Raw genomic sequence first — 15005 nt, 5'->3', positions numbered from 1 at the left:
GGTTATGCCATCTGCAACAGCACCGGAGTTTTCCCGATGAAGCGTTTCAATCTGCCCCTTCTCGCCATGCCGCTGGTACTGGCAGCCTGTTCGGACCCGTCGCCGGAGCCAGATGCTTCGGCGACGCCCAGCATGGCGCCCATTGTCAGCGAATCCGAAGCGCTTGCGCCGCCGGTGGCGCCGGGTGCCAGCGCTTCGGCTTCCTCGCTTGCAGAAACATCGTTTCCGATGGCCATGCGCGGGCGCTGGGGCATGAATGCGGCGGATTGCGATCCGGCGCGTGCCGATAACAAGGGCCTGATGACGGTCGGGCCGAACAGCGTGAAATTCTACGAATCCATCGGTGAAATCGGCGTCGTGGCAGACCGCAGCGAAAGCGTTTTGCGTGCCGTGTTCGACTATGAAGGCGAAGGCATGGAGTGGAAGCGGGACGCGCGCTATGAATTGTCGGATGGCGGCAAAACGCTGATCCTGACCGAATATGGCGATGATGCGCCGCAAGGTCCGCGCCGCTATAGCCAGTGCAAGTGAAGGGGGCGTTTTTGATGAAACCGATCATGATCGCCGCGTTCGCATCGCTGGCCTTGGCCGGATGCGCCACGCAGGCACCGCCTGCCGATTTGCCTGCTATGCCCGAAGGCACCTGCAATGCTGATCCGGTGCAATCCCATTTGGGCCACCAGGCCAATGGGGCAAGCGGTGCCGAACTGCTGCGTCTGACCGGGGCAAAAACCTTGCGCTGGGTGCCGCCGCGCTCCGCCGTGACGATGGACTATCGCGCAGACCGGCTGACCGTAAGTTATGATGACGATTACGCGATCGTTCGCATTTCCTGCGGATAGGACTCGACAGCTTGGACGGCGGGCCATAACCGCCGTCCCGTTGATTTAAGGGCACGATTAATCCGTGTGACGGGAAGAGAGAAATGACCGACCAGTTCGCGCTGACCGAAGACCAGATCGCCATTCAGGACATGGCGCGGCGCTTTACCGCCGATGCCATCACGCCTTTTGCTGCGCAGTGGGACGAAGATCACACGTTCCCGCGCGAAACGATCAAGGCCGCCGCCGAACTTGGCTTTGCCGCGATCTATGTCAGCGAGGAATCGGGCGGCATCGGGCTTGGCCGTCTGGAAGCGGCTCTGATCATGGAAGCGATGGCCTATGGCTGCCCTGCGACCAGCGCGTTCATTTCGATCCACAACATGGCGTCGTGGATGATCGACAAGTTCGGCGGGGACGAGATCAAGGGCCGTTATCTGCCCAGCCTCGTCACGATGGACTTGATGGCCAGCTATTGCCTTACCGAACCCGGTTCCGGTTCCGATGCGGCAGCGCTGAAGACCACGGCGCGGCTCGATGGCGATGCCTATGTCGTCAACGGGACCAAGCAGTTCATTTCGGGCGGCGGGGTGAACGACATTTACGTAACGATGGTCCGCACTGGCGATGACAGCGCGAAGGGTATTTCGTGTCTGGTGATCGATAAGGACATGCCGGGCGTTTCGTTCGGTGCGCCGGAAAGGAAGCTGGGCTGGAACGCTTCGCCCACCGCGCAAGTGATTTTCGACAACGTGCGCGTGCCGGTGGCCAACCGCGTTGGCGCAGAAGGCGATGGCTTCAAGTTCGCGATGGCGGGGCTTGATGGCGGACGTCTGAACATCGGTGCCTGCTCGCTCGGCGGGGCGCAGCGTTGCCTTGATGAGGCGATCCAGTACGTCAAGGATCGCCGCCAGTTTGGCAAGTCCATCGCGGAGTTTCAGAACACCCAGTTCCAGCTTGCCGATATGGCCACCGATCTGGAAGCGGCGCGTGCGCTGCTCTATCTCGCCGCTGCGAAGGTCACGTCGGGCGCGCCCGACAAGACCCGTTTTTCCGCGATGGCCAAGAAACTGGCGACCGACAATGGCTCGTCCATCGTCGATGCCGCGCTACAGATGTTCGGCGGTTACGGCTATTTGCGCGACTATCCGATCGAGCGTTTCTGGCGCGATCTGCGGGTCCATCGCATCCTTGAAGGCACCAACGAAGTCATGCGCATGATCGTGGGAAGGGACTTGTTGAAGTGACCGTTCTGAACAGCACAGAAGACGTCCTGAAGTGCACCAAGATGCACGCAGGCGTCATTTCCTTGAACCGGCCCAAGGCTTTACACGCCCTGACGCTCGACATGGTTCACGCCATGACCGCCGCCCTGATCGAATGGCGGGATGACCCTGCCGTGGCCGTGGTCCTGATCGACCATTCCGCCGCGCCGGATGGCGATCCAAAACTTTCCAGAGGCTTCTGCGCGGGCGGGGATATCGCCTTCCTGCGCAACTCCGCGCTGAACGATGGCGGCGCTTCGGGGCGCAAGTTCTTCCACGATGAATACCAGCTCAACCACTTGCTGATGACTTATGGCAAGCCGGTGGTGGCGTTCATGGATGGCATCACGATGGGCGGCGGAGTGGGCATTTCCGGCCCCGCAACCTACCGTGTTGCAACGGAAAATACCAAGCTGGCGATGCCCGAAACCGGCATTGGCCTGTTCCCCGACGTGGGCGGCGGCTGGTTCCTTTCGCGCCTGCGCGGGCGGCTGGGGCAATATCTCGCGCTCACCGGCGCGCGGCTCGATGGGGCGGAATGCGTGTGGGCGGGGCTTGCCACGCATTACCTGCCTTCGGAAAATCTGGCGGATGCAAAGGCGCGGATTGCCGCCAATCCTGAAAGTATTCCCGCGATTCTGCGTGAACTGTCAGCCGTGCCGCCCGAACCGAAGATCGCCGCGCACGCCGACGATATCGAGCGGCTGTTCGCATCGAACCGCTATGAAGATATCCTTGCTGCACTTGAGGCTGACGGGTCCGAGTTCGCGACTGCGACGCTGGCAACGCTCCGCACCAAAAGCCCGCAGACCTGCAAGGTTGCGCTGCGCCAGTTGTCCACCAGCCTGACTTTGCCCGATTTTGCCGCGAACATGGCGATGGAATATCGCGTGGGTGCGCGGGTGCTGACACTGCCGGATTTTGCAGAAGGCGTCCGCGCCGTGATCGTCGACAAGGATCACGCGCCGAAGTGGTCGCCCGCAACGCCGGAAGGTGTGACCGATGACCTGCTGGACCAGATTTTCGCGCCGCTGGGCGCTGCTGACGAATGGAAACCGCTATGAGCTTTGAAACGATCCTCGTGGAGCAGAAGGGTGCCGTCACCCTTATCACGCTCAACCGCCCGCAGGCGCTGAACGCGCTCAATTCGCAGGTTCTGGCCGAACTGATCGATGCCTTCGCCGCGTTCGAGGCCGACCCTTCGCAGCGCTGTGCGGTGCTGACCGGTTCGGGCGAAAAGGCTTTTGCCGCCGGGGCCGATATCAAGGAAATGGCCGACAAGCCTGCCGCCGACTTCTACAACGAAGACTTCTTTTCCAAGTGGACCAGCCACTTGGTCAAGACCACGCGCAAGCCGTGGATCGCGGCGGTCAACGGATTTGCGCTGGGCGGTGGCTGCGAACTGGCGATGATGGCGGATTTCATCATCGCGTCTGACAATGCCAAGTTCGGCCAGCCCGAAATCAAGTTGGGCGTGGCCCCCGGAATGGGCGGATCGCAGCGCCTGACTCGCGCCGTGGGCAAGGCCAAGGCGATGGACATGTGCCTGACCGGCCGCATGATGGACGCTGCCGAAGCCGAGCGTTCGGGCCTTGTGACCCGAGTGGTGCCGCTGGCCGATCTGCTGGCCGATGCGATGAAGACTGCCGAAGCCATTGCCGCGATGCCACCGATGGCCGCCGTCGCCAACAAGGAAATGGTCAACGCCGCGTTCGAAACGACGCTGGATCAGGGCCTCCTGTTCGAACGCCGCCTGTTCCAGGTGCTGACCGCCAGCGAGGACAAGGCCGAAGGCATGAAGGCCTTCATCGAAAAGCGCCCCGGCGTGTGGAAGGGGCGGTAAGACCATGAAAATCGCATTCATCGGCCTTGGCAACATGGGTGGCGGCATGGCCGCGAACCTTGTCAAAGCAGGCCACGATGTCCACGCCTTCGATCTTGCCGAAGCAGCGCTAAGCCGTGCGAAGGAGAACGGCTGCACCACCTACACCTCGGTGAGAGAGGCCGTGCAGGGTGCCGATGCCGTGGTTTCGATGCTGCCCAACGGGGCCATCGTGAATGCGGTCTACAGCGCCGATGTGATCGGTCACGCGCCAACGTCTGCCCTGCTGCTCGATTGCTCGACCATCGACGTCGCCACTGCGCGCGAGGTTGCCGCTGTCGCCAACGCCGCAGGGTACGAGATGGTCGATGCTCCGGTTTCGGGCGGCATCGCAGCGGCCAACGGCGGCACGCTGACGTTCATGGTCGGCGGGACAGACGAATCCTTTGCCCGCGCAGAGCCAATCCTTGCCGCGATGGGCAAGGCAGTGATCCATGCAGGGGCCATCGGGGCGGGGCAGGCGGCCAAGATTTGCAACAACATGCTGCTGGGCGCATCGATGGTCGCCACCTGCGAAACCTTTGCGATGGCGGAAAAGCTGGGGCTGGACCTGCAGACGTTCTACGACATTTCGTCGAAAGCCTCGGGCCAGTGCTGGTCGATGACGTCCTATTGCCCGGTTCCCGGCGTGGGGCCACAAAGCCCGGCTGACAATGGCTATCAGGGCGGGTTTGCCACCGCGCTGATGCTCAAGGATCTGAAGCTGGCAATTGCGGCGGCGAAGGATGCGGGCGCGCAAGTGCCGATGGGCGCGCGCGCCGAGGAGCTTTATTCGGCTTTTGCCGATGCGGGCAACGCGGGGCTGGATTTCTCCGCCATCATCAAGTCGCTGTAACCAGTGCCGATGGCAAATGGTGCGCGCCCGCGAAGGCGGGGGCCTTAATCGTTTTACTTCAAGGTTCCGTAACACCCCCGAGGCCCCCGCCTTCGCGCGGGCGCAGGTTTGTTTGCGGGCTGCCCGTCAGCGTGTTCTCGCGGCGATGATCCGGCCAATCGGGTCGTCTGCCAGCGCCGGGTTCGTACGCGCAGGGCGGTTGGCTACTTGCGGTTGCGGCGAGGCTTTGGGGGCGCTGTAGCTGTAGGACAGTTGCCTCCGCACCGCCGCCGCTTTCGTATCCACTTCTGGGCGAACCCCTTTCAGAAAATCCGCCCCGACCAGCGACCGCGGCGCTTCGGCGGCTTTGGCTTTCACCACCGGCGTTGCGGCCAGCAGCGTGAAGCCTTTCTGCTTGCCGGGTTTTTCCGGATAGATGAACCCATTCACCGGCCATGCCGTAGTGCCGAGATTGCCGATGGGGGCATACCAGACGCGCACTTCTGACCAGTCGTTCGCGTCCGATACATCCACCGCGCGCACATTGTCTTCGATCTGGCCGCGCCGACCATCGATCACCGACCAGTTGGCGTGGCGCAGCAGCACGGTGCGCGAATCGATCACTTTGCTGACAGCGGCGACATGGCCCAGTTCCATCCGGCCATAGGGCGCGAAACTCATAACTGCGCCCGCTTTCGGCTTGCGCCCGCGTGCATAGCGGCCTTCTGCCTGACCCCACCAGGTTAACGCATCGCCATAGATCTGGATGCCGCTGACCTGCCGCGCATAAGGCACGCATTGCAGGTAGGGGAGTGATTCGCGGTCAGCGGTGAATGAACCCGTGGATCGCGAAAAATCGCTTAGTTCTGCGGCGTTTCCACCCGTTGCGGGCAGGGCGAACGCCATCAGTGCGGCAATGCGGCAGATCTTTTCCCTCATGTGAGGGGTTATGCGGGTCTTTGGTTATGGCAGGCCTTCTACCCTTGGTTAATGGCGGCCTAATCAAACACCCTGACTTAATCGGCCCCTTGCGTTCACGCGCAGGAACAGCCACGGGAGGCGGATGCGCCCTCAGGTTATCATTATCGGACGCCCCAATGTGGGCAAGTCCACGCTTTTCAACCGACTTGTCGGCAAAAAACTCGCACTGGTTGACGATCAGCCGGGCGTTACGCGCGACCGCCGTTTTGGCGATGCGACGCTGCTCGGCCTCGATTTCACTATCGTGGACACCGCAGGCTGGGAAGATCTTGATCCCGATACCCTGCCGGGCCGGATGCGCCAGCAGACCGAAGCATCGCTGGTAGGCGCCGACGTTGCACTGTTCGTGATTGATGCGCGCGCGGGCGTGACCCCGCTGGACGAGGAAATTGCCCGCTATCTGCGCCAGAGCCGCGTGCCCATCGTGCTGATGGCCAACAAGGCCGAAGGGCGAGCAGGCGATTCGGGCCTGTACGATGCCTTCGCGCTTGGCTTTGGAGAGCCGGTGGCCTTTTCGGCCGAACATGGGCAGGGCCTTGCCGATTTGTTCGAAGCGCTGCGCCCGCATCTGGAACCGAAGCAGGTTGAAGAGGACGAAACCGACGAGGTTGACGGCGACGAGGAGGAGTTCGATCCCGAATCCGTCCTGAAGCTCGCCATCGTCGGTCGCCCGAACGCGGGCAAGTCTACGCTGATCAACAAGCTGCTGGGCGAGAACCGCCTGCTGACCGGGCCTGAAGCCGGTATCACGCGCGATTCCATCGCGATCGACTGGCAGTGGTTCGATCCAGAGCGCGAGGGCTACCGCCCGGTCCGGCTGATTGACACGGCAGGGATGCGCAAGAAAACGCAAGTGACCGACAAGCTGGAAAAGCTTTCGGTGGCCGATGCGCGCCACGCCATCGATTTTGCCGAAGTGGTCGTGCTGGTTCTCGATGCTACGCGCGGGCTGGAGCATCAGGATCTCAAGATCGCGTCGATGGTGCTCGAAGAAGGTCGCGCGCTGATGATCGCGATCAACAAGTGGGACGTGGCCGAAGATCCTTCGGGCCTGTTTCAAGGTATCCGTGGCGCGTTGGAAGATGGTCTGGCGCAAGTGCGCGGCGTGCCGCTGCTGGCGATTTCCGGTCGCACCGGCAAGGGGCTGGACGAGCTGTTGAAGGCTGCGTTCGAGATTCGCGCCGCATGGTCGAAGCGCGTGGCGACTGCTGCACTCAATCGCTGGTTCGACGATGCGCTGGCCGCCAATCCGCCACCCGCGCCGGGTGGGCGCCGGATCAAGCTGCGCTATATCACGCAGGCCAAGACGCGCCCGCCGGGCTTCGTGCTGTTTGGCACGCGATTGGATCAACTGCCCGAAAGCTATCGGCGCTATCTGGTGAACGGCATTCGCCGCGAGCTGGGCTTTGATGCCGTGCCGATCCGGTTGACATTGCGCAGCCCCAAGAACCCCTTCGCCAAGTAGGCCCCGCTATGCCCGATGCTGCCCTGCCGATTGACCGCGCTTCGCTTCCGCAAGGTCTGGGCGGGGCGCTGTGGCGCGGGGTAAAAAGCAAGTGCCCGCGTTGTGGCGGCACGCATCTGTTCGCGGCGTTTCTGAAGCCGGTAGGGCGCTGCCGGATGTGCGGCCAGAACTGGACGCTGCACGCCGCAGACGATTTTCCGCCCTATATCTCTATCCTGCTTACGGGGCACATCATGGCCCCGGTGATTATCGAGCTGGGTCTTAACCCGGCGATTCCGGGGTGGGCGATGATGCTGATCGTTGCGGTGATGGCTGTAGCGCTGCTGGCGGCCTTTCTGCAGCCGGCCAAGGGTGGCGTGATTGCGCTGCAATGGTGGCTGGGGTTGCAGGGCTTTGCGGCAAGGCCGGGCCGGGCTGAAGCCGGGCTGAAATAGCTTTTTGCCTGCGCCAAGTCAGAGCTTGCGCGTGTTAAGCAATTGGTTAAATCCTCTGGTCAGAAATGGAGAGGATCATGGAAACACCCCGCTATTCGCTTTCAGGCCGCATTGCGCTGATCACGGGCGCATCGTCAGGACTGGGAGCGCATTTCGCGCGGCTCTATGCGGCTGCGGGTGCCGCTGTTGTTATCGGCGCGCGTCGGATTGATCGTGTGGCGGCGCTGGCCGACGAGATCAATGACGCAGGTCGAAGGGCGCTGGCCGTTGCGTTGGACGTGACGGACGAGGCTTCGATTATCGAGGCGTTCGATGCGGCAGAAGCAGCTATCGGCGTGCCCGACGTGGTGGTGGCCAATGCGGGGATCGTTGATGCGGGGCGCTCGGTCGATTTGTCCGCCGATGCGATGCGCCGGGTGGTCGATACCAATTTCAACGGCGTGTACCTGACCGCGCGCGAAGGGGCGCGGCGGATGATCGCAGCGGGATCGAAGCAATCGGAAAAGGGGCGGGTGATCCTGACCGGTTCCATCACCGCGCAGATGACCGCGCAGGGCGATAGCGCCTATGCCGCGACCAAACTGGCCGTGCAGCATCTGGGGCGGCAGTTCGCCCGCGAATGGGCGCGGTTGGGGATCAATGTGAACGTGATCCAGCCCGGCTATATTCGCACAGAGATCGATGGCGAGTGGTTCGATACCGATGGTGGCAAGGCGCAAGTTGCATCGTGGCCGCGCAAGCGCCTGACAGAGATTTCGGCGCTGGACGACATGATGCTGTTCTTTGCATCGGACGCATCGCGACAGGTGACGGGGACGTTCATTTCGGTGGATGACGGGCAGAGTTTGTAAGGCCCAAAGCTGCGCGCCCCCGCGCAGGCGGGGGCCTCGGTGATATCACGCAACATCAGTGGAAGCCGCCTGAGGCCCCCGCCTGCGCGGGGGAGCAAGGTGTGTCTTGGAGGCTACTGCGCGGGCAATTCTGCCAGCATGTCGGGCGTCAGCACTTGCGGCAACTGGCGCGGGTTAGCGCCATCGGCGGGATACCACAGGTAGAGCGGCACGCCTGCTGCGCCTTGGGTAGAGAGGAATTTCGTGATCGCGGGATCGCGGCGCGTCCAGTCGCCCACCAGCACCACGGCGCCTGCCTTTTCGAACGCGTCCCTGGTGCTTTCACGTTCTATCGATGTGCCTTCGTTGACCTTGCACGAAAGGCACCAGTCGGCAGTGAAATGGGCGAAGACGGGCTTTCCGGCCTTGCGTGCCTCGGCCAGCGCGGCCTCGGAGAAGGGTTTCGCCGCGAGGATGCCGCCGCTTTCGCCTGCGGTTGCCGTGGCGAGATGCGGGGTTGCGGCGAAGGCGCCCGCGCCCAGCAGGAGCGTTGCGGGGAGCGTCCACGCCATTACCGCGTGGCCTCGGCGCTGGCCCTTGCCCGCAAAAGCAAGAAGCACGACGAGCGCAGCAGCGATGGCCACGGTGGCGGCGGCAAACTCTGCTCCGCCGACGCGCCATGCCAGCCAGCCCAGTGCCAGAGCCGTAAGACCCATCGGCAGCGCCATCCAGCGGCGGAAGCGTTCCATCCACGCGCCGGGTTTGGGCAGCAGGCGGCGCAGCGCGGGCACGAAGCCGAGCAGCAGGAAGGGCAGGGCAAGACCCAGCCCCAGCGCCGCGAACACGCCCAGCGCGGCCCAGACTGGTAACACCAACGCTGCGCCCATTGCTGCGGCCATGAACGGCCCGGTGCAGGGCGTGGCGACGAAAGCGGCGAGCAGGCCGGTGGCGAACGCGCCAGAATTTCCTGCGCCGCGTTCAACCGAAAGGCCGGGCAGTTCGTAGACGCCGATGAGATTGGCCGTGATCGCCACGGCCAGCAACAGCAGCACGGCGACCACGCCGGGTTCCTGCAACTGGAACGCCCAGCCCACCTGTTCCCCGCCTGCGCGCAGGGCCAGCATCAGACCGCCGAGCATAAGGCAGGCGAGGACAACGCCTGCGGTGTAGGCCAGTCCCTCGCTGCGGGCATTGTGCGAATTGCCGCGTGCCAGCGCCAGCGCTTTGAGGCTGAGGATCGGGAAGACGCAGGGCATCACATTGAGAATCAGCCCGCCAAGAAACGCTCCGATCAGTGCAAGGCCGAGCGTAGCGGCGGAGAAACTGGCGGTGCCGCCCACTTCCGTGCCGCCCGTTGGCACGGTGCCGGGCGCAGCGGTGAAGCTGATGCCGCCAGCGTCCTTGCCCATCGCCAGCAAGCCTTCGACCTTCTGTGCAGGGGCGGGGGAGGCGGCGAGGGGCACTTCGACGATCAGCGTGTCGCCATCGCGGAAGAAGCGCTGCGGCGCGCCATAGTTCACCAGTCCTTCCGTCGACAGGAACAGGTGCGGCGTGTCCAGCGGGGCCGAAGCGGGAAAAGGCAGGGCGATGCGCAGAGCCTTGGCACCAAGCGCGAATGTGCCTGCACGGTCGAGCGGCGCGGGCAGGGCTGCACGCCAACCTTCGAACCGCGCGTCCTTCGGGCCGGCGCCGACCGTTATGGTGCCCTGCAATTCGGCGCGTTCGGGCACGCAGATCGTATCGGTACAGGCCAGCCATTGCGCCTTGACGCGGATCGGCAGCGTGGTGTTCCGAACTGCACCTACGGGTAGGCTAAGCGGCACAAGGACGGCGTAGTCATGTTCGTAGACGTGGTTCATCAGGCCTTGGATGACCAAGGTCTGCGGCACCGGAAATTGCATCGCGCCGACGCTGGCTCCTTTGGGCAAAGTCCAGTCCAACGTCAGGCCATAACCTGCATCGCCGGGGTTGGACCAATAGCCGTGCCAGCCCTTTTCCGGTTGCATCAGCAACGCCAGCGTGACCGTACCACCCGGCTCTGCCGGACCTTCTGCCAGCAGCGTGGTTTGCACATGGTTGGGCGCGGCGCGAGCAGAGGAAAAGGTGAGCAGCAACAGCGCCGTCACAAACATCGCTATAGTGCGCAACATGTTGATCCGGGCCGTTTCGCTGATCGGCATATCGGGGGCACAAGTCCAAAAAAGGCCCCTTGAACCAGAGCGCAAGCGGGGCCATGCGTAGCGCTCTTGGGCGTCCTACGGCTGGCTTTGGCCTGAGTCCAGCACACTTGCCCATAGGAGTATGTTCCGCGTGAAAAGCCTGTCCCGTTTTGCCGCCGTTCTGCTGGCAACCGTCCTGCCGATGCTTCCCGCCAGCGCACAGGAAACCGCGCCTGCCGTGAGCCAGCAGGTTCCGGCCAATGCGCCCCGGCTGATCGTGGCGATTTCCATCGACCAGTTCTCTGCCGACATCTTTGCGCAGTATCGCCAGCACTTTACCGGCGGATTCGCGCGGTTGACGCAGGGCGCGGTGTTCCCGGCAGGCTTTCAGAGCCATGCGGCGACCGAAACGTGCCCCGGCCATTCGACGATCCTTACCGGCAATCGCCCGGCCCACACCGGGATCATCGCCAATTCATGGATCGACCAGTCGGTGACGGTGGGGCCGAAGGTGGTCTATTGCGCCGAGGATGTGGCGCAGCGCAGTGCGGGATCGAAGGACTATGTGGCCTCTACCGCACATCTCCTGGTGCCCACGCTGGGCGAGTGGATGAAGAAGGCCAATCCGGCGGCGCGCAACATTGCCGTTTCGGGCAAGGATCGCGGCGCGCTGATGATGGGCGGGCACGATATCGATCAGGTCTATTGGTGGAAGGGCAAGCAGTTCGTCACGCTGGCCGGGCGCGAGCCGGGGCCGACTGCCATTGCGCAAAATGCCGAGATCGCAAGGGTTCTGGCCAAGGGCGCAGGCGAATATCCTGTTCCCGCGCTGTGCCGCCGTGCCGACCGCGCGGTGAAAGCGGGCGAGGTTTCGGTGGGTGATGGGCACTTTGCACTGAAAGCGGGCGATGCCGATGGCTTCCGCACGTCGCCCCGGCTTGACCGCGCCACGCTTGATCTGGCGGTAAAGCTGGTGGACGAGCAGAAGCTGGGCAAGGGCGCTGTGCCGGATGTGCTGGCAGTGAGCCTTTCCGCCACCGATTACGTTGGCCACGGCACCGGCACCGAAGGCGCTGAAATGTGCATCCAGTTGACCCAGCTCGATCTGGCGCTCGGCGATTTCTTCGCCAGCCTCGACAAGCGCGGGATCGATTATGGCGTTGTGCTGACGGCGGACCACGGCGGTTTCGACATGCCCGAACGCCTGAACGAACAAGGCTTGGCCAAGGCATCGCGCGTGGGGCCGGAAGTTTCCGCCGAAGCGCTCTCTGCCACGCTGGGCAAGCGCTATGGCTTGGAGCCGAAGGGGCTGATCTTGTCGGACGGTCCTGCGGGCGATTACTGGCTGCGCACCGATATTGCCGAAGGGCTGCGGGGCAAGATCATCGACGATGCCAGCGCCATCCTGATGACCAGCCCCTTTGTGGAAACGGTGCTGTCTGCCGCAGCGATTGCCGCCACGCCAATGCCGACCGGTTCGGCTGAGACATGGACTTTGGCCGAACGCGCGCGTGCATCCTATAACCCGCTGCATTCGGGCGATTTCGTGGTGATGCTCAAGCGCGGGGTCGTGGCCATTCCGCAGGCGCGCAAGGGCTATGTCGCCACGCATGGCAGCCCGTGGGACTATGACCGCCGCGTGCCGATCCTGTTCTGGCGCAAGGGCATGAACGGTTTCGAACAGCCAAGCCCGGTGGAAACGGTGGACATCGCCCCATCGCTTGCGGCATGGATCGGCCTCAAGATCCCCCAAGGTGCATTTGACGGGCGCTGCCTCGATCTCGATGGTGGCACCGGCAATACGTGTGGAGCGATCAAGTGAATGAACTGAACGCAGATGTGGTGATCCTTGGCGGCGGGCTTGTCGGCATGACGCTGGCGATCGGACTGGCCAAGGCCGGGATCAGCAGCCACGTTGTCGACAATTCCGATCCTGCGGCCCAGACCGCCGAAGGGTTTGACGGGCGCGCTTCTGCAATTTCGACCGCAAGCTGGAACCTTTACACCAATCTTGGCATGGCCGAGGAACTGGCACCGAAAGGCTGCCCTATCGATGCCATTGCGGTGACCGATGGGATGAAGCCGGGGCGCATCGATTTCAAACCCGGCGCTGACGACGGATCGCTGGGACGGATGTATGCCAACCGCGATTTGCGCATTGCGATGTATGCCGTGGCCGCGCGCGAGGACGCGATTGCCTTTCACCCCAACAGCCAGGTGGTGGCGCGCGAACGCGGCGAACATGGCGTTGCCGTTACGTTGGCTGACGGGCGCGTGCTGAAAGGGCGACTGCTGGTGGCGGCGGAGGGGCGCAAGTCCCCCACGCGCGACGAGGCCGGGTTCACCCCTGCGAAGTGGGACTATGGCCACCGCGCCATCATCGCCGGGCTGACGCACAAAAAGCCGCACGACAACGTGGCGTGGGAAGTGTTCTATCCGGCGGGGCCGTTCGCACTGCTGCCGCTGCTGGATGGCGAAGATGGCAAACACCGCTCGGCGCTGGTCTGGACCGTTGCGGAAAAGGATGCCGCCGCCGTGCTGGCCATGCCCGAAGCGATGTTCCTGCATGAAGTGTCGAGCCGGATGCACGGCATTTTCGGCCAGATCGACCTTGCCAGCCCGCGTTCGTCCTATCCGTTGAACTTCCACCACACGGCGAAGATCGTGGAGGACAGGTTGGCGCTGATCGGTGATGCGGCGCACGGGATGCACCCGATTGCGGGGCAGGGCCTGAACGTGGGCCTGCGCGATGTGGCGGCGCTGGTCGAAGTGCTGGCCGATGGCGTTCGGCTGGGGCTGGACGTGGGCGATGCGCAACTGCTCGCCCGCTATGAGCGCTGGCGCGCGGCCGATACCTTCATGGTGGCGACGGCGACCGATGTGCTGACCCGGCTGTTCGGCATTCCGGGCAAGGTGCCTTCCGCGATCCGTCGCCTTGGCATGGCTGGCGTGCAGCGGGCCGCGCCGCTGAAGCGGTGGTTCATGGATGAAGCGCGCGGGATGAGCGGGGATTTGCCCAAGCTGCTGCGCGCGGCGTGAGGTTGGTGGCGTAGCGCCGCGCCAAACGCGCTAAACCCGTCGCCCCGTGCTCGACACGGGGCTTGGCTTGTTGTTGCGGCCCAGCGCTGAAGAAGAAAAGCCAAGTCCCGGATCAAGTCCGGGACGACGGGTTTTGGGATTGCGAAGGTTGATGTTTGGATGGTTGGTTTTGGGTGGGATTTAGACTGTCAGATTTTCATCAATCACGCTGCATTTCTGACGTTGCTAGTATCGTCGTGAACAGCCCCTTACTGGCAGAGGTACTGCTTTCGTCACCGTCCAAGCGTTAGCGGTACTGGTTGCGATCGCCTAAAATTTCTTTACAGTGTTTAACCTCCAGCTATTAGCCGGAGGCCGAACTTGCTTTTATTATTTGCGATGACTTCAGGTGCAGTATCAGCAATACCACGCACTGATCCGCATACGTGGCTTAGTCAAAGCGACTATCCGACGGACTTCGTAGCCTCTGCAACAGAAGGCGCAATAAACGTCTCCATAAATGTTGATGAAAAAGGTGCGCCGTCGTCTTGCTCAATAACGTCGTCTTCCGGCGACAGCGGCCTCGACAATCTCACCTGCTCTCTTATTATGAAGCGCGCACAGTTCACTCCCGCAAAAAATCAAAATGGCCAAGCGACAACCTCCAAATACTCTCAGAAAGTCACTTGGAGAATTCCTCGGGAGAAACTCATAACGCAAGGGTTCAAATTGACATTTGCAGTGGAGCGTGATGGGCGCTTATCCAACTGCGAGCTGGTTAAGTATAACTATCATGATAATGATCCGAAATGTAATCCCCAAATGATCGACGTCCTTGCCGATAAATTTCTTCCGGCAACATTGACGAGTTATCAAAGCATTTCTCTGACACTCGCCATTAAAGTTGAAGGATCAGTTATCGCAATTCCTGAGCGATTGGACGAGGACCGAGTCATCATTACAAGCGCAACGGCAGGTATTTCTGCGTCTGGGGTAATTACAACATGCAAAGCTGAAGTCACTCGTGACTGGATGGGAAAATCTTCTGACCTCTGTAGCGGTCCAATTACTGTGGGCGCGAAGGAATTTGACCCAGACCCCGATGGCAAAAACCGTAAGATCGCAGTGACCTTCGAAATAGCTGGTCTAAAGAGATGAATTACGATGTGTGATGGGGGCGACTCTTGCAGTAACCTTTCGTCAAGACGGATGTCTGCTTTCGGGAAGTAAACTTGGCAATTTAGAGTCCTCTAGCAAGGAGGAACCCCTCCGACTTCAGTCGGATACTGGCTTCAGCCACAGACTCGCGTGGTAGCCTGTAACCTCGGGAAAAGCG

Annotated in this window: 14 protein-coding genes; 12 read left to right on the top strand and 2 right to left on the bottom strand. The window is 62.3% G+C overall.

The features are described 5' to 3' along the window. Positions 1-36 precede the first annotated feature (36 nt). From HGI47_RS17025 to mmsB, 6 genes are all read left to right on the top strand, one after another. Entirely contained in the window at positions 37-531 is a 495-nt protein-coding gene (locus tag HGI47_RS17025; RefSeq protein ID WP_168853977.1) for a hypothetical protein, read from the top strand. A gap of 14 nt (positions 532-545) precedes the next feature. After that, entirely contained in the window at positions 546-842 is a 297-nt protein-coding gene (locus HGI47_RS17020; RefSeq protein ID WP_168853976.1) for an I78 family peptidase inhibitor, read from the top strand. 83 nt (positions 843-925) lie between these two features. Next, a complete protein-coding gene (locus tag HGI47_RS17015; RefSeq protein WP_168853975.1) occupies positions 926-2068 on the top strand; it encodes an acyl-CoA dehydrogenase family protein in 1143 nt (380 codons plus the stop codon). Beyond that, a complete protein-coding gene (locus HGI47_RS17010) occupies positions 2065-3150 on the top strand; it encodes an enoyl-CoA hydratase/isomerase family protein (RefSeq protein WP_370521780.1) in 1086 nt (361 codons plus the stop codon). Before HGI47_RS17015 ends, HGI47_RS17010 begins: the two co-directional genes overlap by 4 nt. Then, positions 3147-3929, top strand: a complete 783-nt coding sequence (locus HGI47_RS17005) for an enoyl-CoA hydratase-related protein (RefSeq protein WP_168853974.1) — start codon at positions 3147-3149, stop codon at positions 3927-3929. The genes HGI47_RS17010 and HGI47_RS17005 overlap by 4 nt, the downstream gene beginning before the upstream one ends. Before the next feature lie 4 nt (positions 3930-3933). Further along, complete coding sequence (gene mmsB, locus HGI47_RS17000; protein WP_168853973.1) at positions 3934-4803, top strand: 3-hydroxyisobutyrate dehydrogenase; 870 nt, start codon at positions 3934-3936, stop codon at positions 4801-4803. 126 nt (positions 4804-4929) lie between these two features. On the opposite strand, the gene HGI47_RS16995 is transcribed toward mmsB, so the two are convergent. Then, the gene (locus HGI47_RS16995) at positions 4930-5721 is read right to left on the bottom strand and encodes a CHAP domain-containing protein (protein ID WP_240950254.1); all 792 of its coding nucleotides are present in this window, start codon (positions 5719-5721) and stop codon (positions 4930-4932) included. A gap of 124 nt (positions 5722-5845) precedes the next feature. Here HGI47_RS16995 and der point away from each other — a divergent pair, with 124 nt between their 5' ends. The 3 genes from der (at position 5846) to HGI47_RS16980 (ending at position 8513) form a co-directional block, all read left to right on the top strand. Continuing rightward, positions 5846-7228: a ribosome biogenesis GTPase Der gene (gene der, locus HGI47_RS16990; protein ID WP_168853972.1), complete on the top strand. Its 1383-nt coding sequence runs from the start codon at positions 5846-5848 to the stop codon at positions 7226-7228. An 8-nt stretch (positions 7229-7236) separates the two neighbouring features. Then, positions 7237-7662 (top strand): DUF983 domain-containing protein, encoded by a 426-nt coding sequence (locus HGI47_RS16985; protein ID WP_168853971.1) that lies wholly within the window; start codon positions 7237-7239, stop codon positions 7660-7662. Positions 7663-7739: 77 nt separating this feature from the next. Next, entirely contained in the window at positions 7740-8513 is a 774-nt protein-coding gene (locus HGI47_RS16980) for an SDR family NAD(P)-dependent oxidoreductase (RefSeq protein WP_168853970.1), read from the top strand. 113 nt (positions 8514-8626) lie between these two features. Here HGI47_RS16980 and HGI47_RS16975 read toward each other — a convergent pair whose 3' ends face one another. Next, positions 8627-10672 carry a protein-disulfide reductase DsbD gene (locus HGI47_RS16975; RefSeq protein WP_168853969.1) on the bottom strand — a complete coding sequence of 682 codons (2046 nt, stop codon included), beginning with the start codon at positions 10670-10672 and terminating at the stop codon, positions 8627-8629. 121 nt (positions 10673-10793) lie between these two features. On the opposite strand from HGI47_RS16975, the gene HGI47_RS16970 reads away from it, so the two are divergent. From HGI47_RS16970 to HGI47_RS16960, 3 genes are all read left to right on the top strand, one after another. Continuing rightward, positions 10794-12473: an alkaline phosphatase family protein gene (locus HGI47_RS16970; protein WP_206066259.1), complete on the top strand. Its 1680-nt coding sequence runs from the start codon at positions 10794-10796 to the stop codon at positions 12471-12473. Further along, complete coding sequence (locus HGI47_RS16965) at positions 12470-13690, top strand: UbiH/UbiF/VisC/COQ6 family ubiquinone biosynthesis hydroxylase (protein WP_168853968.1); 1221 nt, start codon at positions 12470-12472, stop codon at positions 13688-13690. The genes HGI47_RS16970 and HGI47_RS16965 overlap by 4 nt, the downstream gene beginning before the upstream one ends. 378 nt (positions 13691-14068) lie before the next feature. Continuing rightward, a complete protein-coding gene (locus tag HGI47_RS16960) occupies positions 14069-14827 on the top strand; it encodes a TonB family protein (protein WP_168853967.1) in 759 nt (252 codons plus the stop codon). Positions 14828-15005: the final 178 nt, after the last annotated feature.

It is taken from the genome of Novosphingobium sp. ERN07 (assembly GCF_012641335.1).
In the GTDB taxonomy this organism is placed as follows: Bacteria; Pseudomonadota; Alphaproteobacteria; order Sphingomonadales; family Sphingomonadaceae; genus Novosphingobium.
The sequence above is the reverse complement of the archived record's forward strand: the minus strand, read 5'-3'. Positions and strand labels throughout refer to the sequence as shown.